At 59.1% G+C, this 24,058-nt stretch carries 26 protein-coding genes; 20 read left to right on the top strand and 6 right to left on the bottom strand.

The window, feature by feature from the left end; genetic code table 11:
- Positions 1-734 (top strand): ATP-binding protein (locus A9513_RS08935; RefSeq protein WP_255302833.1); only part of this gene is annotated, 734 nt, incomplete at its 5' end.
- A gap of 83 nt (positions 735-817) precedes the next feature.
- Here A9513_RS08935 and A9513_RS08930 read toward each other — a convergent pair.
- From A9513_RS08930 to A9513_RS34735, 6 genes are all read right to left on the bottom strand, one after another.
- The gene (locus A9513_RS08930) at positions 818-1,261 is read right to left on the bottom strand and encodes a DUF411 domain-containing protein (protein WP_043273901.1); all 444 of its coding nucleotides are present in this window, start codon (positions 1,259-1,261) and stop codon (positions 818-820) included.
- Positions 1,262-1,274: 13 nt separating this feature from the next.
- Entirely contained in the window at positions 1,275-1,544 is a 270-nt protein-coding gene (locus A9513_RS08925; protein ID WP_065084501.1) for a heavy-metal-associated domain-containing protein, read from the bottom strand.
- Positions 1,545-1,655: 111 nt separating this feature from the next.
- Positions 1,656-3,995 carry a heavy metal translocating P-type ATPase gene (locus A9513_RS08920; RefSeq protein WP_141678362.1) on the bottom strand — a complete coding sequence of 780 codons (2,340 nt, stop codon included), beginning with the start codon at positions 3,993-3,995 and terminating at the stop codon, positions 1,656-1,658.
- Positions 3,996-3,998: 3 nt separating this feature from the next.
- Complete coding sequence (locus A9513_RS08915; RefSeq protein WP_043273897.1) at positions 3,999-4,250, bottom strand: DUF2933 domain-containing protein; 252 nt, start codon at positions 4,248-4,250, stop codon at positions 3,999-4,001.
- A gap of 89 nt (positions 4,251-4,339) precedes the next feature.
- Positions 4,340-4,789 carry a hypothetical protein gene (locus A9513_RS08910; RefSeq protein ID WP_043273896.1) on the bottom strand — a complete coding sequence of 150 codons (450 nt, stop codon included), beginning with the start codon at positions 4,787-4,789 and terminating at the stop codon, positions 4,340-4,342.
- Positions 4,790-4,894: 105 nt separating this feature from the next.
- On the bottom strand, positions 4,895-5,287 hold the full coding sequence (locus tag A9513_RS34735; protein WP_141678361.1) for a hypothetical protein: 393 nt from the start codon (positions 5,285-5,287) through the stop codon (positions 4,895-4,897).
- Between the two features lie 682 nt (positions 5,288-5,969).
- Between A9513_RS34735 and A9513_RS08905 the strand changes: the two genes are divergently transcribed.
- From A9513_RS08905 to A9513_RS08820, 19 genes are all read left to right on the top strand, one after another.
- Positions 5,970-7,214, top strand: a complete 1,245-nt coding sequence (locus A9513_RS08905) for a TolC family protein (protein WP_043273895.1) — start codon at positions 5,970-5,972, stop codon at positions 7,212-7,214.
- Positions 7,211-8,689, top strand: coding sequence for an efflux RND transporter periplasmic adaptor subunit (locus tag A9513_RS08900; RefSeq protein ID WP_043273893.1), 1,479 nt, complete (start codon positions 7,211-7,213; stop codon positions 8,687-8,689). The genes A9513_RS08905 and A9513_RS08900 overlap by 4 nt, the downstream gene beginning before the upstream one ends.
- Positions 8,686-11,838, top strand: a complete 3,153-nt coding sequence (locus tag A9513_RS08895; protein ID WP_043273891.1) for an efflux RND transporter permease subunit — start codon at positions 8,686-8,688, stop codon at positions 11,836-11,838. Before A9513_RS08900 ends, A9513_RS08895 begins: the two co-directional genes overlap by 4 nt.
- Before the next feature lie 525 nt (positions 11,839-12,363).
- Positions 12,364-12,600: a hypothetical protein gene (locus A9513_RS08890; RefSeq protein WP_043273889.1), complete on the top strand. Its 237-nt coding sequence runs from the start codon at positions 12,364-12,366 to the stop codon at positions 12,598-12,600.
- 69 nt (positions 12,601-12,669) lie between these two features.
- A complete protein-coding gene (locus A9513_RS08885) occupies positions 12,670-12,975 on the top strand; it encodes a hypothetical protein (RefSeq protein ID WP_043273888.1) in 306 nt (101 codons plus the stop codon).
- 140 nt (positions 12,976-13,115) lie between these two features.
- Positions 13,116-13,433 carry an RAQPRD family integrative conjugative element protein gene (locus A9513_RS08880; protein WP_236175971.1) on the top strand — a complete coding sequence of 106 codons (318 nt, stop codon included), beginning with the start codon at positions 13,116-13,118 and terminating at the stop codon, positions 13,431-13,433.
- On the top strand, positions 13,430-13,669 hold the full coding sequence (locus A9513_RS08875) for a TIGR03758 family integrating conjugative element protein (protein WP_043273886.1): 240 nt from the start codon (positions 13,430-13,432) through the stop codon (positions 13,667-13,669). The genes A9513_RS08880 and A9513_RS08875 overlap by 4 nt, the downstream gene beginning before the upstream one ends.
- 16 nt (positions 13,670-13,685) lie before the next feature.
- Complete coding sequence (locus tag A9513_RS08870) at positions 13,686-14,030, top strand: TIGR03745 family integrating conjugative element membrane protein (RefSeq protein ID WP_051879421.1); 345 nt, start codon at positions 13,686-13,688, stop codon at positions 14,028-14,030.
- 15 nt (positions 14,031-14,045) lie between these two features.
- The gene (locus tag A9513_RS08865; RefSeq protein WP_043273885.1) at positions 14,046-14,426 is read left to right on the top strand and encodes a TIGR03750 family conjugal transfer protein; all 381 of its coding nucleotides are present in this window, start codon (positions 14,046-14,048) and stop codon (positions 14,424-14,426) included.
- 2 nt (positions 14,427-14,428) lie between these two features.
- Complete coding sequence (locus A9513_RS08860) at positions 14,429-15,085, top strand: PFL_4703 family integrating conjugative element protein (protein ID WP_043273884.1); 657 nt, start codon at positions 14,429-14,431, stop codon at positions 15,083-15,085.
- Entirely contained in the window at positions 15,082-15,984 is a 903-nt protein-coding gene (locus tag A9513_RS08855; protein WP_043273883.1) for a TIGR03749 family integrating conjugative element protein, read from the top strand. Before A9513_RS08860 ends, A9513_RS08855 begins: the two co-directional genes overlap by 4 nt.
- Positions 15,974-17,479 carry a TIGR03752 family integrating conjugative element protein gene (locus tag A9513_RS08850; RefSeq protein WP_043274005.1) on the top strand — a complete coding sequence of 502 codons (1,506 nt, stop codon included), beginning with the start codon at positions 15,974-15,976 and terminating at the stop codon, positions 17,477-17,479. The genes A9513_RS08855 and A9513_RS08850 overlap by 11 nt, the downstream gene beginning before the upstream one ends.
- Positions 17,457-17,900 (top strand): TIGR03751 family conjugal transfer lipoprotein, encoded by a 444-nt coding sequence (locus A9513_RS08845; RefSeq protein WP_043273882.1) that lies wholly within the window; start codon positions 17,457-17,459, stop codon positions 17,898-17,900. Before A9513_RS08850 ends, A9513_RS08845 begins: the two co-directional genes overlap by 23 nt.
- Complete coding sequence (locus tag A9513_RS08840) at positions 17,900-20,896, top strand: conjugative transfer ATPase (protein ID WP_043273881.1); 2,997 nt, start codon at positions 17,900-17,902, stop codon at positions 20,894-20,896. Before A9513_RS08845 ends, A9513_RS08840 begins: the two co-directional genes overlap by 1 nt.
- Positions 20,893-21,192 (top strand): hypothetical protein, encoded by a 300-nt coding sequence (locus A9513_RS08835; RefSeq protein WP_043273880.1) that lies wholly within the window; start codon positions 20,893-20,895, stop codon positions 21,190-21,192. Before A9513_RS08840 ends, A9513_RS08835 begins: the two co-directional genes overlap by 4 nt.
- Positions 21,189-21,839: a DsbA family protein gene (locus A9513_RS08830; protein WP_043273879.1), complete on the top strand. Its 651-nt coding sequence runs from the start codon at positions 21,189-21,191 to the stop codon at positions 21,837-21,839. Before A9513_RS08835 ends, A9513_RS08830 begins: the two co-directional genes overlap by 4 nt.
- Before the next feature lie 88 nt (positions 21,840-21,927).
- Entirely contained in the window at positions 21,928-22,551 is a 624-nt protein-coding gene (locus A9513_RS35420) for a hypothetical protein (protein ID WP_141678359.1), read from the top strand.
- A 144-nt stretch (positions 22,552-22,695) separates the two neighbouring features.
- A complete protein-coding gene (locus tag A9513_RS08825; RefSeq protein WP_051879419.1) occupies positions 22,696-23,124 on the top strand; it encodes a TIGR03757 family integrating conjugative element protein in 429 nt (142 codons plus the stop codon).
- Positions 23,121-24,056 carry a TIGR03756 family integrating conjugative element protein gene (locus A9513_RS08820; RefSeq protein WP_043273878.1) on the top strand — a complete coding sequence of 312 codons (936 nt, stop codon included), beginning with the start codon at positions 23,121-23,123 and terminating at the stop codon, positions 24,054-24,056. The genes A9513_RS08825 and A9513_RS08820 overlap by 4 nt, the downstream gene beginning before the upstream one ends.
- Positions 24,057-24,058 lie beyond the last annotated feature (2 nt).

The raw sequence follows: 24,058 nt of genomic DNA, 5'->3' as shown, positions 1-24,058 counted from the left end.
GTGACGCGCTCTGTGGCGCTGAGTTCGTGATAGGACATGGGGCAACACCTTACCGAAATGGTCGGGTGTTGCACTCAGTTTTTGCGGCCGCCGCCCATGAGCTCCGCACGCCTATTACAACACTACTCACGCACACCGAGGTGATCCTCGGAAAAAAGCGCAGCATTGATGTTTATGAGGAAAACCTCTACTCCAATCTTGATAGTTTGCATCATATGTCGAGAATGATTGACGATATGCTCTTCTTGGCAAAATCTGATAATGGCCTTATCACTCCTGGCTCGACCAAGATCAATCTTGAGGAGATTGTGCAGAGGCTCTTCGAATACTACAGCCTGCTTGCAGAGGAACGCAGCATTGAGCTTCGCCTCAGTGGTTCGTCTTCTATTCAGGGCGATAGCCTGATGCTGCATCGAGCCGTTTCCAACCTGCTATCGAATGCTGTCCGTTACACCCCTGCGGGCGCAACAATCGATGTGCTCATTGAGAGTAACGCCAATACCGTGACTCTCTCGGTCGTCAATCCTGGAGAGACAATTCCTTCCGAGCACCTCAAGAAGCTCTTCGATCGCTTCTATCGTGCCGACCCTGCACGTCGAGAGGGGGAATCGCATAACGCAGGCCTTGGCCTCGCGATCTCACGTTCAATTGTCGAGGCGCACCATGGCCGCATCTGGTGCACCTCATCAGACGGAGTGACAGCATTCCATCTGGAATTTCCACATCGCCCTTGAAGGTGCGATGTCCGGGCTAGCGGCGCGTCTTGTTGAGCTCAAGACACGCTAATTGAAAGCCCCCGGCGGGAAAGTCCACACGGTTATTGGGTTGACGGATAGTCGGCGACAACCTCGTCGGTGCCGTCACGGGTAAGCCCAATGATTTTGTAAGCCTGCTTGGTCTGCCCCATTTCCATGCCAGGCGAACCGACGGGCATGCCTGGAGCCGCGATCCCAAGCAGTTCCGGACGCTTCTCCAGCTCGTGGATCTGTGCCACCGGAACATGCCCTTCGACGAATTTTCCACCGATCACTGCGGTGTGGCAGGAGGACAGACGCGGAGCAACGCCTACGCGCTGCTTGACCGCACTCATATTCGGCTCGACGTGGTCGTTCACGCTGAAGCCATTGGCCTCCAGGTACTTGATCCAGCTCTTGCAGCAACCGCAGTTGGGGTCGCGGTATACGTCGATGGTTGTGGCGGCCTGGGCGATGGAGGCCATGAACAGTCCGGCCAGCGCCGTCAAGCGAAGTGCCTTGCGCATGATGCTCCCCCTCTTAGTGACAGCAGCAGGAACTGCCGCCGCAGCCGCGCGCCTTGCCACCCTCCGGGGCCTGGTGCGGAGCATCGAGCTTGGCCGGATAACCGGCATCCTGCAGCGCGGCCATCAGCGCCTGGACATCGGCGTCCCCATTGACGCGCACCCGTCCCGCCGCGAGGTCGACCGAAACCTCGGCAACACCAGTGACCGGCGCCAATGCAGCATTCACGTGGCGGACGCACGAAGCGCAGCTCATGCCTTCAACGTGCAGATCAAAATTTTTCATCGTGGTGACTCCTCAATAATCAGCCTTATCGCCCGGAACACTGGCTGAACCTGTCCGGAACGTGGAGCTATCCTCGACCTTGCCATGGGGGCAAGGTCAAGCTTTCCGAAACTAGCCATCGAGCGATGCCTTACGCAGGCGCACGGCGTTGAAGACGACCGATGCCGAACTTACGCTCATGGCCAATGCAGCAATAATTGGGGACAGCAGATGCCCCGTCAGGGGGTAGAACAATCCGGCGGCGAGGGGTATGCCCATGGCGTTGTAAGCGAAGGCGAAGGCCAGGTTCTGGTGCATGTTGCGCACCGTCGCCATGGATAGGTTGCGGGCGCGGAGAATACCAAGCAGGTCACCTTTGACCAGGGTGACCTGGGCACTGTTCATCGCGACGTCGGTACCGGTCCCCATCGCAATACCAACATCGGCACGCGCCAGGGCAGGCGCATCGTTGATGCCGTCTCCGGCCATCGCCACACGATGCCCAGCCGCCTGGAGGCTAGCGGTGAGGTGCTCCTTGTCCTGTGGCTTGACCTCGCCGTGCACTTCTTCAATACCCAATTGGCGGGCCACTGCACGCGCCGTGGTCGGACCGTCGCCAGTGGCCATGATGACCCTGACGCCGGCGTCCTGGAGGTATTGCACGGCCTGCCGGGAGGTCGGCTTGATAGGGTCAGCTACCGCCAACAGGCCGGCCAAGGTACCGTCCACCGCCAGGTACATGATACTTGCGCCTTCGCTACGCAGTTTTTCGGCACGTGCTTGCAGGGCCTCGCTGGACACGCCCGCATCGGCCAGCAAGGCAGTGTTGCCCAACAGCAGGCGCCGCCCATCGACCTGGCCGCGCACTCCAATCCCCGAGGCGCTCTCGAACTCATCCGTTTCGCTCAACGCCAGCCCCTGCACCCTGGCCTGATCGACAATAGCATGCGCCAGTGGATGCTCACTGCCTTGGTCAAGGCTGGCGGCCAGCCGCAGAACCTCTTCAGCACTAAAGCCGGATGCTGCTTCGACGCTCTGGAATACCGGGCGCCCTTCAGTGAGGGTGCCGGTTTTATCGACGATCAGCGTATCAATCTTGCGCAGGTTCTCGATGGCCGCCGCATCGCGGAACAGTACCCCACTGCCAGCAGCCTTGCCCGTAGCGACCATTACAGACATCGGGGTCGCCAGGCCGAGGGCGCAGGGGCAGGCGATGATCAGCACCGCCACAGCGTTGATCAGACCAAACACCCAACTGGGCTGTGGCCCCCAGACTCCCCAACCAATCAGGGTCAGGGCCGCGATGGCGATGACGACCATCACGAAGTAGCCGGCAATGACGTCAGCCAGGCGCTGCATCGGCGCCTTCGAGCGTTGCGCCTGCACAACCATCTGCACGATCTGCGCAAGCATGGTTTCCGATCCGACCTTTTGCGCCTGCATCACCAGGCTGCCGTGGGTGTTCAAGGTTGCCCCGATGAGCGTGTCGCCCACTTGCTTCAGCACCGGCAGAGGTTCGCCAGTCAGCATGGATTCATCGACGGCGCTTTCGCCCTGTACGACCAGGCCATCGACCGGGACCTTCTCTCCGGGGCGGACGCGCAACCTATCGCCCGGGTGCACATGGCTCTGCGGGATGTCCTCTTCGCTGCCATCGGCATTGATCCGCCGGGCTGTCTTCGGTGCTAGGCCAAGTAACGACTTGATGGCCGCCGAGGTCTGCGAGCGGGCCTTGAGTTCGAGTATCTGCCCCAGCAGGGTGAGCGAGATGATGACGGCCGCCGCCTCGAAGTAGACGCCAATGCGGCCCTCCATCATGAAGTTCGCAGGGAAGACCGTCGGCGCCAGGGTGGCTACGAGGCTGTAGAGATAGGCGGCGGAAGTCCCCAGGCCGATCAACGTCCACATGTTGGGGCTGCGCTGTAGCACCGAGCGCACTCCGCGCACGTAGAACGGCCAGCCCGCCCAGAGCACCACCGGGCTGGCGATCACCAGCTCGACCCAGTTCTGCGTGGCGCCGTGGAACAGGTTCAAGGCATGCCCCCCCATGGCCAGAATGGTGACCACGATGGTCAGGGGTAAGGTCCACCAGAAGCGCCGGGAGAAGTCCCGGAGCTCAGGGTTCTCTTCCTGCTCCAGTTCCGGCAGCACCGGCTCCAGGGTCATGCCGCACTTTGGGCAGGAGCCTGGACCGAGCTGACGTATCTCGGGATGCATTGGGCAGGTGTACCAGGTGTCACTTGCTCCCGTCGGGAGGTCGGTCGTCTCTTCCCGCACAGCGGCACTATAGTTTTCCGGTGCCGCCTTGAACTTTGACAGGCACTTTTCGCTGCAGAACCGGTAGACCTTCCCGGCGTACTGCAGTTGATGGGGACTGTCTGTTTTAACCATCATCCCGCAGACAGGGTCCTTCACTTCAGCGGAGGAGGTTTCGTTTCCGGGTAATGGATGCGTGTGTTCATGACTGTGCATGAGTCAGCCTCTATCGTCGTCCTTGGGGGCATTGTCCGTTCCGCCATGATGGCCGTGGCCGCCGTGGTGATGGCCGAACAGGTGCATCAGCGGGCACAGCAACAGGATTGCGTACGGCAACAGCAGCGAGATATGACCGTAGTGCTCTCGCGCCAGGTAGAACAAGGCAATCACCAGCAACATACCCAGGGCAATACCGGGCTTACTGCGCCAAAAGGACGGCGGAGGCTGATGGGATGAAGGCGAAGCGTTCATAAGTATTCTCCAGGGCGAAAGTGGGGGGCTCCGTCTTGGCCTGGGGATGCTTCCGCACTACAGACCAAGACTGGAGCTGCGCCATGTGATTACTGGGCTGGCTTCTGGGCCGGCTGGTCCATGGAGTGCTGCATGGGCATGCCCTTCATGTCCGACTGCGAGCCCATCATGCCGGCCTGCTGATCCATCATTTGCATCATCATTCCCATCATCTTCGAATCCATCATCTTCATGTGCTGGCCCATGCCCTTGCCGGCACAGCCGCTCTGCATCATGCCCAGGCCTTCCTTCATCGCTTGCATGCCATCATGCATAGCCGCCTGACGCTCCTCCGGGGTCTTGGCGGCAGCGAGCCTGTCGTGAATGGCCTGCATCTTTTGCATCTGTGCGGCCATGGCCTTTTCCTGGCCCTGAGCCGGCGCAGCTTTGCTCTCGGCTTTCGCCGGAGCCTGATCGGGGTGATGTTCATCGACAGCCACGGCAAGCAGCGGGCTGCCAATCAGTAGTGCGGCGACAAGCGTTTTGAGGGTGATGTGCATGGCGATCTCCAAGTGTTTCAACGGGTGAAATGAAGCGCAACCACGCCTGGTAGTGCAGGCGCAGCAAGACTGTGCGCCCGGTGGTCCGGGTGCACGAAAGTCGAGTTAATCGTTGAAGCGGACGAAGCTCAGGCGTGCCGGCGGCCGAGGCGGCGCAGGCAGGTGCAAGGCGAGTGCGCCAAAGCGCGGAGGGATAACGGAAGACAGGAAAAGGACGGGGAGTGTGAGCAGGAGCACCCAGAGAGTCTGGTCGAAGTGAATATACCACGATGCCAGATGGAGCGCTGATGCGCTGTCGTTACAGAACTCCAGGCAGGCACTTGAGTGCAGTTGATACGTCTTGCCTTGCATACCTACAGTGACATCCGAAGGGGATGGCACAGCATGGTTCTCAGAAAAAGACAAACAGCCATGACTTGCCGCAACCCCGAACGCCAGCACCCACAGCATTACTGCTATGCGTAACAGAGAATCTTGATGGTCACGGAACCAAGTCATTTGCTCAGTCCTTAGGGATACATTTCAGAGAATACCGCTGACCATTCCGTCACAGTTGACCCTGATCAATCAAACCTGCCAGTTTCATGACAGTCTAGATGACAGCTTGAGTCTCGGCGAGGGGTCGGAACGAATGGTTGTTAGTGCTCGCCATCAGCCTTAAGCCGCCTTTCAATGCAAACGCAACAAAAAGCCTCAATGCTTAGGATTAGATTGCTGCCTGTAAAAGAGCCCCATAGACTGTCCGCTATGATCCGCCGCCTTCGATTGCTCATAATTTTGTTCCTCAGTTGTACGCTTCCTCTTACTGGAATAGCGGGCATTGAGGCGCCGACTGCTCCTTGCCCGATGAAAAGTGCGGGCCATGGGCAGATGGCGAGGGTCAACAATGATTGTTGCCAAGAAATGAGCAAGCTAACCCAGCACGGTAAGAAGGAATGCAAAAGCGGTCAAGAATGCAAGAGCGGGGCTATACTCCAGATTGACGTCTTGAAGGCTCCCATAGCTCCTGCTGCGATGCAGCCCCCCTTCCCTTATATTGATTCCATCTTTGGACGAGTTCCGTCCGACCTCTGGCGACCTCCCTGCGCCTAATTCCTCTTCTAACCTAAATCTCGCCCGGGCTCTTGCTGCGTCCGGGTGGTTCACGCCTATGCGTTGGTTTTCCAGAGGAATCCACGTTATGAAATCCATCCGACTTCATATGAGCTGGATATTGCTCGCCTTGCTGTCCAGCTTTTCCGCCCAAGGGGCGTCGCTCTCGCTGGACGACGCTTTAATGCTAGCCGAACGTAATGCCCCATCACTCCTAGCGCAGAGCGAAAAAATTTCGGCTGCGAAAAACGCAGCCATCCCCGCAGGGGAGTTACCCGACCCTAAGTTGAACTTGGGCCTCCAGAACATTCCGATTGAAGGGGATGATCGCTGGACCACTCAGCGCGATGGTATGTCTATGCAGATGGTTGGCCTGATGCAAGAAGTCCCAAACCGCGACAAGCGTGAGGCTCGCATTGAGACCGCTCAGGCCGCCGTAGAACGCGCGAATGCCGAAGCCGACGTCGAACGATTAAAGGTTCGCAATGCTTCCGCACAAGCTTGGATTGCGGCATACACGCTGCAACGCAAGCTGGCCTTGTTTGACGAGTTCTATCGCGAGAACCGTCTGCTGGACAAAACTGTCCGCGCACGCTTGGCAGGTGGAAGCGCAAACACAGTCGATACGGTTGCCCCTCGCCAAGAAGCTGCTGTGCTGGATGAGCAAAAAGACGACCTACTGCGACAGGCAGTCCAAGCACGAGCAGCGCTCAAACGCTGGATCGGTCAAGAGGCGCCAGCAACACTGACGGGAGATTTCCCGAGGTGGTCTATAGACGCCTCGCATTCGCTTCAGGCGTTGCACCAGCATCCGGAACTAGCCGCGTATGGTCCTGCAACTCGCGAGGCGGAAGCCTTGGTTCGAGAAGCAGTCTCCGAAAAGCAGCCGGACTGGAGCTGGGAGGTGGACTACCAGCGCCGCGGTCGCGACTTCGGCGACATGATGACGCTACAGGTGAGCTTCGACCTACCGCTATTCACGGCATCTCGCCAGGATCCGAAGATTGCGGCGCGACGCGCGCAAGTGAGGCAATTGGAGGCGGAACGCGAGGCACTGACCCGCGAATACCAGCAAGCGCTCGAAGATGACCTCGCGGAATACCGGAGGCTGCAGCGCGCGGTTGAGCGTAGCAACAGCAACTTAGTCCCTCTAGCCATAGAGAAAGTGCAACTAGCTACGGCTAGTTACCGCGCCGGAAAGCTCCAGCTTGACGACGTGATAGGCGCTCGCCAGCAACTGGTCGAGGCCCGACTCCGGCTACTTGACCTCCAAGGCTCCTTAGCTTTGATAGCGGCGCGTCTGTATTTCACTTATGAGGAGGCGCCGAAATGATTCGGTTCTCTTGGAAGATTCTAGTCTTGCTTGCTTTCGTTCTATCCGCCGGCGGCGCAGGTGGCTACTGGCTCGCACTAAAGCGGCAAAGCCATACCCCACCAGCACCACCTGCATCTACAGAACGTAAACCGCTTTATTGGTACGACCCAATGTCACCGCAGCAGCATTTCGATGCTCCAGGCAAATCACCGTTCATGGATATGCAACTAATACCTAAATACGCTGACGAAGGGGCTGAGGGAGAGAATGTCGAGGCAGTGCGCATTGAATCGGGAATCCAGCAGAACCTAGGCATGCGTCTGGCTACGGTCAGCCGCGGCAGGCTCGACCGCGCGTTAAAGGTCACCGGCCTGCTCACCTTTAATGACCGCGATGTCGCCCTGCTGCAGTCGCGTGCCAGCGGCTTCGTCGAACGAACCTACAATTTAGCTCCAGGCGATCTAGTGAAAGCAGGCGCACCAATCGCTGATGTTCTAGTACCGGAATGGGCCGGCCTGCAGGAGGAATATATCGCTGTTCGGAACTCCGCAGAGCCGACATTAATTTCGGCTGCACGGCAACGCCTGCTGTTGGCTGGCATGCCAGAGAGACTCGTGGCGCAGATTGCACGAAGCGGACAGACACGCCCGGTAATTACATTGAGTTCGCCGATAGCAGGAGTCATCCGAGAACTTAACGTGCGCACTGGGATGTCCCTTCCTGCCGGCGCTCCCCTAGCGAGAATCAATGGCCTGCGCCAGGTTTGGCTCGAAGCTGCGGTCCCCGAAACCCAGGCCGGCGGGCTAAAGGTCGGCCAGACAGTTGATGCTCGCCTGCCTGCGCTTCCAGATCGCCCTGTAACTGGCACCTTAGCTAGCATCCTTCCAGAAAACGATCAGCAGAGTCGCACCCTACGCCTACGCATCGAACTGCCCAATCCTGACGGACAATTGCGTCCTGGGATGACTGTAGAGGTCAGTCTTGACCTCGCCGGGCAGTCCGACGTTCTACAGATCCCCAGCGAAGCGGTAGTACGTACCGGCAAGCGCAATTTGGTAATGCTCGCCGAGAGTGAAGGTAAGTTCCGCCCTGTTGAGGTTAGTCTTGGCCAGGAGAGCGACGGTCTCATTGCGGTTCTGCATGGTTTGGAGGAAGGACAAAGGGTAGTCGCCTCCGGACAGTTCCTCATTGACTCGGAAGCCAGTCTAAAAGGTATCGAGGCGCGGACGGCCCAGCACAGCTCACTGGCCAAGGCTGTTCCCGCCCGCCATAAAGCGGAGGGCCGAGTAGTGGCGGTTAGCGAACAAGGACTCACGATCAGCCACGGTCCAATTAGCACCCTGGGTATGCCAGCAATGAGCATGCTTTACGCCCTCGCCCGACCCGAGCTGGCTGATGGAGTTAAGGTGGGGGACCGCCTCAGCTTCGAAATCAGTGAGAGTGATGCCGGCTTGGTGATCGAGCAGGTTAGCAAGCTGGGGGCGCAGCCATGATCGCGAAATTAATCCGCTGGTCGGTGGCTAATCGCTTCCTGGTACTGCTAGCCACTCTCTTCATCGTCGCTTGGGGCATCTGGTCTCTACGCAGTACGCCGATCGATGCACTTCCTGATCTTTCCGACGTGCAGGTAATCATCCGCACCAGCTATCCGGGACAGGCACCACAAATCGTCGAAAACCAGGTTACCTACCCACTGGCTACCACGATGTTGTCAGTGCCCGGCGCAAAGACCGTACGCGGTTTTTCCTCCTTTGGCGACAGCTTCGTCTATGTGTTATTCGAAGATGGCACAGACCTCTATTGGGCGCGCTCACGAGTGCTGGAGTACTTGAATCAAGTGCAATCGCGGCTGCCGCAAACCGCGAAGACTGCTCTGGGCCCAGATGCGACCGGTGTGGGCTGGATTTATCAGTACGCCTTAGTGGACCGGACCGGCCAGCATGACTTAGCCCAGTTGAGAAGCCTGCAAGACTGGTTCCTCAAATACGAACTGAAAACGGTGCCGGATGTTGCCGAAGTAGCGACCGTAGGAGGAATGGTCCGTCAGTATCAAGTAGTACTGGACCCGGTGCGACTGGCTAGCCTGGGTATAACTCAGAACGAAGTAATTGAAGCGGTGGGCAAGGCCAACCAGGAAACCGGTGGTGGCGTGTTGGAACTCGGCGAGGCCGAGTTCATGGTGCGCGCCTCGGGCTATCTAAAAAGTCTTGCTGACTTCCGCGCAATCCCACTGCGCCTAGCTGCCAACGGCAGTCCGGTAACCCTCGGTGACGTCGCCACTATCCAGCTTGGCCCGGAAATGCGCCGCGGGATCGGAGAGTTGGATGGCGAAGGCGAGGCCGTGGGAGGAGTGATCGTTTTGCGCAGCGGTAAGAACGCACGCGAAGCCATCGCGCGAGTGAAGGAAAAACTCGACTCGTTGAAAGAAAGCTTGCCCAAAGGCGTGGAAATCGTAACGACTTACGATCGCAGTAATTTGATCGACCGAGCAGTGATCCACCTCAGTAGCAAACTCATTGAGGAATTCATAGTGGTCGCGGTGGTCTGTGCAGCGTTCCTATGGCATTTGCGCTCATCGCTGGTGGCCATTGTTTCGCTACCCGTTGGGGTACTTATTGCGTTGATCGTCATGCGCCACCAGGGGATCAATGCCAACATTATGTCCCTGGGTGGCATCGCGATTGCCATTGGCGCCATGGTCGACGCGGCGGTAGTCATGATTGAGAACGCGCATAAGCGCGTCGAGGCTTGGCACGAGAAGCATCCAGGTACGCCGCTAGTGGGCGAGCAACACTGGCGCGTTATGACCGAGGCGGCAGTCGAGGTGGGACCGGCTCTGTTCTTCAGTTTACTGATCATCACTTTGTCCTTCATACCCGTGTTCACTCTGGAGGCACAGGAGGGGCGCCTATTTGGTCCGTTGGCATTCACCAAAACCTATGCGATGGCAGGTGCCGCCGGGCTCTCAGTAACTTTGGTACCGGTGCTGATGGGGTATTGGATTCGCGGCCATCTGCCATCAGAACAGCGCAATCCACTGAATCGATGGTTAATCCGCATCTACCAGCCTGCACTGGATGCAGTACTGCGACGCCCGCGCGCAACGCTAGCAGCTGCGGTTGTGATTTTCCTCACCGGGATTTGGCCTCTGTCCCATTTGGGTGGCGAGTTCTTGCCGCCGCTGGATGAGGGCGATCTGCTGTATATGCCTTCAGCTCTGCCTGGCCTGTCCGCCCAGAAAGCCTCGGAGCTGCTGCAAAGCACAGATCGCCTGATAATGAGTGTTCCAGAAGTGGCAACTGTTTTCGGTAAAGCGGGACGCGCCGAATCAGCCACGGATCCAGCTCCCCTGGAAATGTTTGAAACCACCATCCGTTTTAAACCCAAAGAAGAATGGCGACCGGGAGTTACTAGCGAGAAACTTGTGGAGGAGCTGGACCGCGCAGTAAAGGTACCTGGCCTGACCAATATCTGGATTCCGCCCATCCGTAACCGTATCGATATGCTCGCCACTGGCATCAAGAGCCCTATAGGGGTGAAGGTCGCCGGCACAGACTTGGCCGAAATCGACCGCGCCACACAGGCGGTGGAGCGAGTGGCCAAGGGAGTACCTGGGGTAAGCTCCGCACTCGCCGAGCGCTTGACAGGCGGCCGATACATTGATGTCGACATCGACCGACAAGCTGCAGCCCGCTACGGTATGAACATCGCCGATGTGCAGGCTATTGTCAGTAGCGCAATAGGCGGCCAGAACATCGGTGAAACGGTGGAGGGATTAGCACGTTATCCGATCAATGTGAGATACCCGCGTGAATGGCGAGACTCATTAAGTGCGCTGCAGCAACTACCGATCTATACCTCTCAAGGCGGCCAGATCACGTTGGGCAGTGTGGCGCGAGTGAGCATTATCGACGGGCCGCCGATGCTCAAGAGCGAGAATGCCCGACTCTCCGGCTGGGTCTACGTGGATGTTCGTGGTCGTGACTTGGCGTCGGTAGTGGGGGATTTACGTCAGGCAGTGGAGCGCAACGTACAGCTCGCGCCTGGAATGAGCTTAAGCTATTCGGGTCAGTTCGAATATCTCGAGCGCGCTAATGCTCGGCTCAAACTGGTGGTGCCCGCGACTCTTGCCATCATTTTTGTGCTGCTCTATCTGACTTTCGGACGCTTCGATGAAGCGATTCTGATAATGGCCACGTTGCCTTTCGCTCTTACAGGCGGAGTGTGGTTGCTCTATCTAATGGGCTTCAATCTGTCAGTGGCAACGGGTGTTGGCTTCATCGCGCTTGCGGGAGTCGCGGCCGAGTTCGGAGTGATTATGCTGATCTACCTGAAGAATGCCTGGGCGGAACGCCAAGGCCCCGGAGACTCCGCTGCACTGCTTACCGCCATCCGGGAGGGTGCAGTACAGCGAGTTCGTCCTAAGGCAATGACCGTTGCTGTAATCGTCGCCGGCCTGCTGCCGATTCTCTGGAGCAGCGGAACTGGTAGCGAAGTAATGAGCCGAATTGCTGTTCCCATGGTTGGCGGCATGGTCACAGCTCCACTCCTCTCATTGTTCGTCATCCCCGCAGCCTATTGGCTAATGCGACGTCGCCAAACAGCATCACTTTCGCAACACCGTTCCGGAGAAACCCAATGAAAGCCACCTTAAATTACCGCAGGTGCCTTGCTGCTCATCCTTTCCTATCCGGCCTTGGCCGCGGATATGTCCGGAATGACGGTAGCTCAGAATAAACATGCTTCTCCCGCAGCAAGGGCGGAGGGCACAATCAAAACGATCAACGCCGACCATTTCACCATCACTCTCGCTCACGGTTATCGTTGATGCTCTGAAGTGGGCGCCAATGACGATGGGCTCCAAGGTGACCGAGGAACAAACGAAAGGGCTGCAGATCAGCGACTAGGTGGATTTCGACTTCCGCTATGAAGGGAGTCCCCGAAAATTGTGAGTATTCGGAAGAAACAACTCTGAAAATCAGCCCAGACGGCAGGCGTGCCGACTGGGCTGTTTTAATGGGGAAAACGTCTGCTAGGGGTCGATTGCAGCTGGTCGTTAATTCGGTGTGGCTGGTCAAGTCGGGCAAAACGGTGGTCAGCACAAATGCAAATGTTTGGTCAGGATGAGTGAAGTTGGGGGCAAGTCAGTGCAATCACGCAGTTGGCTATGCGCACCATCACCCTGCGCTCCGCATTCTTTACCTTCGCTACAACAGCTCCTTGGAATTGGCGGCGCGACAACGAGCACAACCTGCTCTATGTGCTGGCGACCCGCGTCACGCGGCTCCTCGCCATCATCAGCTTAGTCCTGGCGATTATGGAGCAAGACGTCGAAGCTTTGCTCCAGAAGCCCATCAACAGAGGGCCTGAGCTCCGGCCCGAAAATCCATGCAGGTGCTGCTGAGTATTTCTGATTGTGCTTCCGGCCACCGGAGCCCGATATCTGGAGCCTTTATTCCAGCTGGAGCACATCATGAATTCTAAGCGCTTTGAGCACCGCATCGAGCAGGTCTCCATTCCTTTCAAGACCCAAACAAGCGGAGTGCTGTTCAAATCGACCGAGGTCACGCTCGAGCCCGACCTTGTCCAGCTATTGCAGCACGACACATTCCAGGCGCTCCTCGGGCCGCAGGGGACTGACGGCTGGGAATTGGTGAGCGTGCAGTCTATTTGCCGCGGCGAGACAAGAATCGGTAACCAGAACGCCCAGGGATGGGCATATGGCTTCGCTATGCCGGTGGGCTACCTGCTGTTTTTCAAACGCGAAACGCAGTCGTGACGGGCTCGAGAAAATCCGCGCGAACCCAGTAACTATTTCTTGCGGCGAGCAAGGGGTTGGTGCCGGCAAGCTGGCATCAACCGACTTGTCAGAGCGTAGCCGTGAACCTTCGCCGCCCTTCCTCCGCATCTCTCAGCCGAATCGCCCAGTACGGGCTCATCGCCATCATCGGGTGGATCTGCTTCCCGCAGCTGGCGGACGCCGCCAGTGCGTCCGAGCAGGCAAACATCGAGGTCATGATACGCCAGCTGAATGCCCTCGAGGACTCGTCCAGGCGCAGCGCGCATGTCGCCGATGAGCCTGGGCAGCGCTACTACTTCGACTACGAGCGCCTGGCAAGCGATATCCAGCGTATTCGCCAGGGCCTGCAGGACTACCTCACCCCCAGTCGCGCCCAGCCCCGAGATCCGGCCGAACTCACCGGCAACTACACCCTGACGGAAGGCCGTATGCCATGAGCATGAGCGCCTCGCAGTCCGCGGCATTTAAAGCCGCCAGCGGCTTCACACCCCAGGCAACAACAACCCTGTTCGTCGGAGCACTGGTCGCACTGGCGATGCTGTGGGGCGCTTGGGCGGCCTACAGCATCTGGCGCGGCTGGGCGACCAAGAACCTCGACCGCTCAATAGCCGGATCATCGGCCATCCGCCTGATCTTGCTTCTCATGATTCTCACCTTCTTTGTCCTCAGCTAACTCACGGAGTACACCAATGTCCAAGCTGCCCTATTCCCGTGCACTCACCCTCAGCATGATCCTGCTGAGTTTGCCCGGGCTCGCCAACGCGGCCCTTCCGCAGGCCCAAGCCCCCAGTCGGGGGGAAGGTTCGAACTGGCTGCAGACCATCCAGAACTATGGCTACGACGGGTTCATGCTGCTGGGCCTGATCATTCTCGGTGCGATGATCCTAGGCGTCTCCTGGCACGCCTATGGCGTCTACCACGACATTCACGACGGTAAGAAAAAGTGGCGGGATCTGGGCGCTACCGCCGTTGTGGGCATCGGCATCATCTGTGTCGGCATCTTCATGGTCACAAAAGCGACCGGCATCCTCTGAGGAAGGTTTGCAACCATGGCCGACGACCAACACCTTGACGACGGGACCCTCAAGTTCCTTCCCACCAATCTCAACAGACAGCCCGTGATCATGGGCGGTCTGACTGCCGATGAGATGTGGGGCACCGTCTTCCTCAGCGGTGCGGTCGGCTTTGCCTTGGGAATCCCTGTCGCGATTCTGTCCGGCAACTTGGCACTGATCATCGCTGGTGCCCTAGCAGGCGGGGTGTTGGGGCTGACCGTCGCAAGCCGCATCCTGCGGAAGATGAAGCGCAACCGACCCGACACCTGGTTCTACCGCCAGGTGCAACTCTACATTGCCCAATACGCCCCATTCTGGGGTGACAGCGGGCTGATCACGCGCTCCGGCGCGTGGACCTGTCACCGCACGGAGTAACCATGAGTTTTCGCAAGAAGGTGGACGCCCAGCAGGCGCACATCCTGAGCCTGCGCCTGGCCCTGGGATTCATGACCATCGTGTGCCTGGCACTCGCATACGGGTGGTGGAAAGCACCGAAGGACCTGACCGTGCACGTCCCTCCGGATCTGCGCTCGGGTAGCACTCGTAAGTGGTGGGATGTACCGCCGGAGAGCGTCTACAGCTTTGCCTTGTACATCTTCCAGCAGATGAACCGCTGGCCGAGTGATGGCGAAGTGGACTACCAGGCCAACATCGACCGACTGGATGCCTACCTTACTCCCGGTTGTAAGACCTACCTGCAGAAAGACTTCGAGCTACGTCGCAACGCGGGCGAACTTCGCAAGCGCGAGCGCGGTGTCTTTGAAATCCCTGGTCGCGGTGTAGATGACAAAAATGAGCAGCACACCATCGTCCAGACCATTAACGATTGGACCGTGAACCTCGACATTGCAGCCGATGAGCACTACGGGGGAGAGCGCGTAAAGCGCGCGCTATCGCGCTATCCCCTCCATATCGTTCGTGCGGACCTTGACCCCGAACGCAACCCCTTCGGCCTGCAGTGGGACTGCTACACCAGCAATCCGGTGCGGATCGAGGTTGACAACGACATTACCGGACCAGGTGGCCAGCAATGAAGATCATGCTTCGCTGGGGCGGTGCCCTGTCCTTCTTAATTGCTGCCAATGCGCAGGCGGTCGAGATACTGCAATGGGAGCGCATCCCCCTCGCGGTGCCCCTGCGTGTCGGCCAGGAGCGGATCGTGTTCGTCGACCAAAACGTGCGGGTGGGTATGAAACCTGAGCTGGTCGGGAAGCTTCGAGTGCAGAGTACGGGCGGCGCCATCTACCTGCTCGCCAACGAGACCATCGCTCCCTCTCGCCTGCAGCTGCAGAACGTCGCCAACGGCGAAATCGTGCTGGTGGACATCGCGGCCACCGCGGCACAGGACGGTCAACCTGCACTGGAGCCTGTGAAGATTGTCGCTGGAGATACGACGCCAACCCGTTATGGCCAATCGCCCAACACCAAACCCCAAAGCACAGCAGCGACCACTACTACTGGGCAGCCAGAAGAGGATGCGCCCCCGGCGCCGCAGCATGAAACCCCCTCCCCAGTAGTGCTCACCCGGTACGCGGCCCAAATGCTGTATGCCCCGCTGCGTACTGTTGAACCTGTTGCGGGTATTGCCCAGGTGCGCATCGATCGGCGAATTGACCTGAGCACACTGCTGCCGGTACAGCCGCTGGAAGCAAGTGCGCTGGGCGCCTGGAAGCTGGATGGCTTCTACGTGACCGCAGTCAAGCTGCGCAACACCAGCTCGCAACAGCTCAAGCTGGATCCTCGCGACCTGATGGGCAACTTCGTTGCGGCCACCTTCCAACACCCCTACCTCGGTGCGCGGGGCAACGCGACGGACACCACAACCGTCTACCTGGTCACCCAGGGCAAGGGGCTCCGCGAGTCGTTGTTGCCTGCATCCATCAGCCAGGTAGATCCGAAAGGAGGCCAGCGTGGCAGCAACTCTGAAAGGTAATCCCCTCCTGAAGTGGCTGGCCGTCCCCTTCGGCATATTCGTCATCGTGATACTCACGAGCCTTACCAAACACAAAGGCGATGACGCCACGCCCGAGGAAAAGCCCAAGATCGGCTCTGGCCAGGCCAAGGCGCTGGGTGTCGACGGCGACACGCCCAGTGACACCCTTCGTACAGTTGTCGCGGAAAGTCGGCAGCTGAAGGACCAGATGACACAAGCCCTGAAGGATAACGGCGAGCTCAAACGACAGAACGAGGAGCTGCAGGCCCGCCTGGGCAACATCAACCAGACCGTGGATCAACGCCTCAACGCCGCCCAACAGCAACTGCAACAGCACTCCCAGGAACAGAGCCAAGGCATCCTCGACAAGCTGCAGAAGCAGATGGATACCCTTTCCAAGCGCGAGTCTGGAATGGAAAGTGCCAACTCTACAGGCAGCGACCTGCCGATCGGCTTCGGCGTCCAGCCAGGCGATGGCCAAGCATTCCAGCACAACGCCAGCTCCAAACAGGACATGGTTTGGATTGAACCCCAGGATGCTACGGCTTTGGATGCCAGCGGCAAGCCGCTCACCACTGGCTCAGGACAATCCGCCAGTAGCTTCAGCTTCCCGTCGAGCTTCGGCCAGGCTGCCGACCGAGGACAGAACATCCTCAACAACAGCGCTCACAGCGTTGGTGGCGAAATATCGCCGCAAGACGCCCGTAAGCAGGTCCGGAAGACGTACACGCTGCCTCAAAACTCAACGCTGATGGGATCGGTGGCCATGTCTGCGCTGATCGGCAGGGTTCCGATCGACGGTACCGTGAACGATCCATACCCGTTCAAGGTACTGATCGGCCCGGACAACCTGACCGCCAATGGCATCGAGCTGCCCGACGTCGCCGGCGCGGTGGCCACCGGTACTGCTTCCGGCGATTGGACGCTGTCTTGCGTGCGCGGTCAGATCCGCAGCCTCACCTTCGTATTCAACGATGGGACAGTGCGGACCTTCCCCGCTCCGGCCGAGGAGGCGAACGGCACCCAGAACAACAACCAGGCCAGCAGTGGAAATGGTCAGCAGTCCATCCAGGGCGGCCTTGGCTGGATCAGCGACCCTTATGGCATCCCCTGCATCTCCGGCGATCGCCGCTCCAACGCCAAGGAATACCTGACCAACCAATCGCTGGTCACTGCCGCCGGCGCCGGCGTCGCCAAACTGCTGAAAGCGGACGACAGCAGCAGTTCCGCGGTGTTCAGCAGCAACGGCACATCGTTCGGTACCACCGGCACCTCAGGGAACTCCGCCATCGGCAGCATCCTGTCGGGGGGGGTGAGCGATATCCGGTCCTGGATGAACAAGCTGTACGGGGAGGCGTTCGCCGCTGTCTACGTTCCGCCCGGGGCGAAGGTGTCCGTCCATCTCGATCAGCAACTGGCGATCGACTACGAGATCAAGGGCCGCAAGGTCGACTACACCGCTGGAGCTTCGCATGTTTCCGCAAATCTTGACTGAGCGCCGGGCAGCCGTTACCGCCTGGCTTGCGCTGGCCATGCTCTGCAGTGGCTGCTCAACCAACAAGGACGAGCTGCTCCCCCATGGTGATACCAGCATGATGGATGTATGGCAGCAGGGGACAACCGGGAGCAGCGGCAGCTCCAGCAGCAGATTGCTGCTGGATGCGCGGCAGGAGCTCCGCCGCCCAATCGACGTAAGGCAGGCAGCAGCCACGAACGACAATGACGAGTTCACCCGCACTGCGCAGAACGAGATCTACAGCCAGTTCAAACGTCTGCCGAACCCTGACCTGGTCATGTACGTGTTCCCACACCTCGCAGGATCTGATCCAGCACCGGTCCCCGGTTACACCACGGTCTTCCCGCTTTACCAAAGGGTGCAGTACGCGATGCCTGGCGAAAGAACGGAGGAATATTGATGGGCCTTTTTGAACGTCTCCGTGGACGAGCCCGGGCAGAGACGGTCGAGCCCGTTGTCGAACTCGACAATCACTCCGACGAGTATCTCTCGACCCAAGAGCAAGACCCGCAGCCAGCACCTGCTGACCCAGGTGAAATTGAAGCAGCGACCGAACGCCATCTGGAGCGCCTTGCCAACCTCGGCATTCCGCTCCCAAACGACTGGCGCAATCCGAAGGAAAAACCAGCCACCGATGCTGACGTAGCCCGCATGTACGATGTGGCTCCATCCTTTGTGGACCTGCTGCCGTGGGTGGAGTTTCTGTCGGCCGAGAAAGCGATGCTCCTCGAGGACGGCCGCTCACAGGCAGCCTTCTTCGAGCTAACCCCGATCGGCACCGAGGGCCGCGACTCTGCGTGGCTGCGCTCGGCGCGTGATGCTCTGGAAAACGCCCTGCAGGACTGTTTCGAAGAGCTGGAAAGCTCGCCTTGGGTACTGCAGCTATACGCCCAGGACGAAACGAGCTGGGACGAGTACCAGGAAACCCTGCGGTCCTACATCAAGCCCAGTGCAGCTGGCAGCGAATTCACCGAGCTGTATAGGTCGCTGTTCAAACGGCACCTGGAATCGATCTCCAAGCCCGGAGGACTGTTCGAGGATACGGCCGTCAGCAAACTGCCTTGGCGCGGCCAAAATCGTAGGGTTCGCCTGGTCGTGTATCGGCGGGTCGCCAAACAGGATAGCGTCGTGCGCGGCCAGGCTCCCGGCCCCTACCTGGCTGTTATCTGCGACCGCCTGGAGGGAGCCCTGGCCAACGCCGGCGTGATCGCTAAACGTATGGATGGCCATGCCATCCGCCAATGGCTGATCCACTGGTTCAACCCTCATCCCGATCATCTCGGTACCAGCGACACAGACATCAGGCGCTTCTATGAGCTGGTCTGCCAGCGTCCAGATGATCTTCCCGAGGACGAGTTGCCACTGGCCAGCGGGACCGACTTCGCCCAGAACCTGTTCTTCAGGGAACCCTTGTCCCAAATTGAAGCCGGGCTCTGGTCATTCGACGGCATGCCGCATCGAGTGGTCATGCTCGATCGCCTGCGCGATGCCCCGAAAACCGGACACCTGACCGGCGAGACGAAGAAGGCTGACGCACTCAACTCCCTTTTCGACCGGCTGCCCGAGGACACGATCCTCTGCATCACCATGGTGGCCACGCCACAGGACTTGCTGGAAGGGCACCTGGAACAGCTGTCGAAGAAGGCCGTAGGCGACACCCAAGCCTCCGCCCACACTCGCGCCGACGTTGAAGAGGCCCGAAAACTCCTTGGGCGTAAGCACAAGATGTATCGAGCCAGCGTCGCCTTTTACCTGCGCGGCGCCGACAGGGCTCAACTGGAGACCCGGACCACCCAGTTGAACAACGCCCTTCTGGGCGCCGGCATGCTACCGGTCCAGCCTCAGGACGAAGTCGCACCGCTCAACAGCTACCTGCGCTGGCTACCCTGCAATTTCGACCCGAACGAGTCGCGAGCCATGGACTGGTACGTGCAGATGATGTTCGTCCAGCACATCGCGAACCTCGCCCCTATCTGGGGGCGTTCCACTGGTACTGGGCGTCCCGGCATCACGCTGTTCAACCGAGGCGGCGCGCCCCTCACCTTCGACCCCTTGAACCGCCTCGACCGGCAGATGAACGCTCACTTGTTCCTGTTCGGCCCGACTGGTGCCGGTAAATCAGCCACAGCCACCAACATCCTCTGCCAGATCACGGCAGTCTACCGGCCGCGCCTGTTTGTCGTGGAAGCGGGCAATAGCTTCGGCCTGCTGGGCGAGTTTGCGAAGCGACTGGGCTTGACCGTCAACCGCGTCCGCCTCGCTCCAGGTTCTGGCGTCAGCCTGGCCCCATTTGCCGATGCCATCCAACTGGTGGAACGCCCCGACAAGGCGAAGGTGTTAAACCCGGAGGACCTCGAAGCATCCGACGCGCACCTGGCCAGCGCTCTGGACGGTACAGAAGATGAACAGCGCGACATCCTCGGTGAACTGGAAATCACGGCCCGCCTGATGATCACCGGCGGCGAGCCTAACGAGGACGCCAGGATGACGCGTGCGGACCGCAGCGCGATCCGCCAGTGCATCCTGGACGCCGCGGCGACATGCTCGACGGCGAACCGGGTTGTCTTGACCGAAGATGTGCGCGATGCCCTGAAAGCCATGGCTGCGGATGAATCCATCCCGGAGAGCCGTCGAAACCGCTTCATGGAAATGGCCGAGGCCATGCAGATCTTCTGCATGGGCACGGAAGGTGAAATGTTCAACCGCGAGGGAACGCCCTGGCCCGAGGCCGACATCACCATCGTCGACCTGGCAACCTACGCTCGGGAGGGTTACCAGGCGCAGATGGCCATCTCCTACATCTCCCTCCTCAACACGGTGAACAACATCGCTGAGCGCGACCAATTCAAGGGCCGCCCACTGATCTTCTTCACCGACGAAGGCCACATCCAGTTGAAGGTCCCGCTACTGTCGCCCTACGCAGTGAAAATTACGAAGATGTGGAGGAAACTCGGGGCGTGGTTCTGGATGGCCACCCAGAACGTCGACGACGTCCCCCCCGAGGCCTCAGCCCTGCTCAACATGATCGAGTGGTGGATCTGCCTGAACATGCCGCCGGATGAAGTCGAGAAGATCGCTCGGTTCCGCGAGCTGACGCCAGCCCAGAAGACGATGATGCTGTCGGCCCGGAAAGAGAACGGCAAGTTCACCGAAGGTGTCGTTCTGGCCAAGCGCATCGAACTGCTCTTCCGTGTGGTTCCTCCGAGCCTGTACCTCGCGCTTGCCATGACCGAGCCGGAAGAAAAGAAGCAGCGCTACGACATCATGAAGGCTATCGGGTGCGATGAGCTCGGTGCGGCCCTGGAGGTATCTGCCGACCTTGATCGAAAGCGCGGCATCACCCCCTACCCCATTTCATTTTCTGTAACAGCGAAGGCCGTGGAGCGCCAGGCATGAGAGTTCTCAATTCCCTGACCCAGAACCTGATCGAAAACCTGACCCAGTTGCTCAAACATCCTGGGCAAGAAGCCCTGCAGACGCTTGAGGTGTGTGCTCCCGTACTCATCGATGAGCTGCAGCAGATCAAAGAGCGCGCAGTCGATCGTCGCGACATCGGCCCCCAGATCCAGGCCGCCCTAGACGAGTGGCTGCAGCAGCACCCCTTACCGGAAAAAGCCCAGGAGGCGTTGATCGAGGCTCTTCGCCGGCAGTCCTTGATTCCATCAGTGCCCCCTTCGGGGCCAGAGCAATGAACGGCATCATCAGCTCTTGGCGAGCCGCAGCGATGCCTACGCGAGTCAGCATTCAGTTGGTACTTCTTGTGATCGCCGGCATCGGCGTTTGGTGGCCTTGGTCATCACCTGCAGCAAACGGCCCCTGGCTGTATGGATCTCCAACAGCTAGGTGGACGATCACCGAATATGCGGATCTAGAGTGCCCCTACTGCAGGTCCTATACACCCCAGCTGAAACGCTGGGTGAGCCAGCAGCCTGACGTGAACCTCAAATGGCATCACTTTCCTCTGCAGATACATGGTGTTGCAGCAGTACACGAAGCTCGCCTCGTGCATTGCGCAGGCACACTCGGCGGTACGGCCTCCTTCTGGAACGCTGTGGATCAGGTACTTGCGCGCACCGGCAGCAACGGACAGGGGATTCCCAGTGACTTCGCGATACTGGGACTCGACAGCGCGAATTCGAAGGCCAAATTGAAGCTCTGTGCGAACAGCAGCGAAACCGCCCTGCATATAGAGCAGGAGTTTTTCGATGCTCAACAGAAAGGAATCCAAGCTACCCCCACCTTGGAGATCACCGACAACAGAACCGGACGATCCGTTAGGCTCGAAGGCCCGGCAGACAGCACAACACTGCTTTCCGCGGTCGATAGCCTTACCAGGTAGCACAGCAGCGTCCTTGTAGATCAGCAGCCGCCACTACTAGCTCTTTGATAGTATTGAGATTGCAATACCTGGCCTAGATGGAACTTGGATGAAAACGCTCAATTTCAGCAACGCGACAGTCAACCTGGAAACCCGTACTGGTGTCGTTCTCTCTACTGACAAGAGATCTGAGACTCAGATCAGCTCTCATGGGGGTGGCGGATACGTTGGCTCCAACGGCGGCTATGTAGCACCTCCACGAATCAGCTCAAGGACCGTCGAGATTCATGAGTTCTGGATCAAGGATGAAGCAGGTAATGAAGTACCTGTCCAACTTGCCGGAGCGAATCTGCCACTTCGTATCGGTCAGACAGTCAGCGTAATTGGCGCTTGCCGCCCGAACGCCGAGCAACTGTTTGTGGCAGCAGTAGTCAATCACAGTTCAGGTACCACCACACGGGTCCTTAGCAATGAAGACCTGGCTGCAAGCCTGGGGCTTACTCCCGACACCTACGCCAAACCGCTCGCATTCTTCGGTGCTGTAGTCGCCGCCATAGGATGGTGGGTGGTACTCAACTTTTTAGTTGTTGGCGCGGGGGCCGGGTTAATCGGGTTCGCAGCCTATAGAGCGTTTCAAGCCTCGCAGAAGTATCCTGGCTACGTCGGGAGCCTAGACCACGCCGTTCGGGAGCTGGCTATAACCGCAACGACCAAACAAAAGAGCGCTGCTTAACCTCGCCAGCACGAGCGAGCTCAGCTACTACTGGGAGTCCGAGGGCGACGGATTAAATTCCCGCCCTCGCGATATTCATTTCCTGCTGCATAGTCACCCTCTGTTCCGTTCTCCTGCACCTGAACAACTACCAGGTGCAGCACCATGTTCAACTTCTACTCGACCGGCCTGTGGCGCGCTGTGGCGGTGCTCTGCGGAGCGATCGCCTCTGCCACCTCTCACGCCGAAACCTGGGTCATCACCGACTCAGCGCATCCAGTCAACCTTCCTGCAGGCGTCGGAATTCGGCTAATTCAGCTGGATGAACAGCATCGCCTCGAGGAGCAGCTTTCCCACCTGCTGCCGGCCAACCCTCAGATGGCCGCAGTAGCTGCGCAGAAAGTTCTGAATGGCCCGGAAGGCGCACGTATTCAGCAGGACCTGATCAAGGCCCAACAAGGCCTCACCGATGCCTGGAGTGTGGGAGTCGAGAAGCTGCCTGCAGTGGTTGTCGACCGCAAATACGTCGTGTATGGCCAACCGAATGTTGCCCTAGCCCTGCAGGCCATCGAACACTCGAGGGAGACGCGATGAAAAACTCCCCTATTCGCCTCTTGGCTGCGGCAATCGCTGCCTGTGCATCGTTTTCCACGTCGGCCGCGATCAACTCAGCAGCGATCATCAGCTCGTCGCTATCTCCCGACTGCCTCGAGTACAAAGTCGTTGGGATTTGCTACTGGCTGTTCTGCACCCCCTACGGCTGTAAGGTCAGAACCTCCACCAAGGTCCGTCACTACATCCCTGACGTCGTGGTCTCTGCTTACGCCAACACTGGCGACAACCCCTGGACGGAGATGAGTTCGCTCGGCGCGCCCAATGCGTCTGCGCAGGCCGGTAACGATGGCACCACGAACCACAACAACGAGAACAACAACATCAAGTTCAAGGAGGCAGATGTCATCGGCCACCCAGGTGGCTCCCTCTTCAGCCGATTTGCCAGCGCCTCGGGATACGCATGCAAGGGGGCAACCACTCCGTTCATGCCCTACATGCTCAGCACGCTGGATACGATTGCCTGGCGATACGGCATTCCAGAGTCGGTCTATCCGGAATCGCTCACTCCGGGGATGCGTGAGGTCGGCGGAATGCTTTCTGGGGACCTCTGGGGCAGTGTCTATCCACGCAGCGGCTTCCTACACCAGAGCGACGACCACAAGGCCGGCGCGGTAATCGCTCAGCGAGCAGGCGATGTCACCACGCGCTACGGCCAACCTCATCTGTACATGCCTATCCGAGCCACACCAGAGGAAGGCTACTGGCCCGCCGGCGAGCTCCTCGAGGGCGACGCCACCACTGGCAAGTGGCAGGAACTGACTCCGACGCTGTCGACGACGTGCGCGGTGTTCCCCAACGGCGGTCCGCAAGTTCAGGCCGAAGACGAAGCCTACGCCTGGGCGCTGTGGCGCCCCTACTCCTGCTGTCAGCGTCGCGGCCAGACATTCCTGGGCAGCACCGATTTCCAATGAGC

Origin of the sequence: Pseudomonas sp. AU12215, from assembly GCF_001675465.2 — a bacterium.
GTDB lineage: Bacteria > Pseudomonadota > Gammaproteobacteria > Pseudomonadales > Pseudomonadaceae > Pseudomonas > Pseudomonas nitroreducens.
This window is presented reverse-complemented; position numbering and strand designations above follow the sequence as displayed.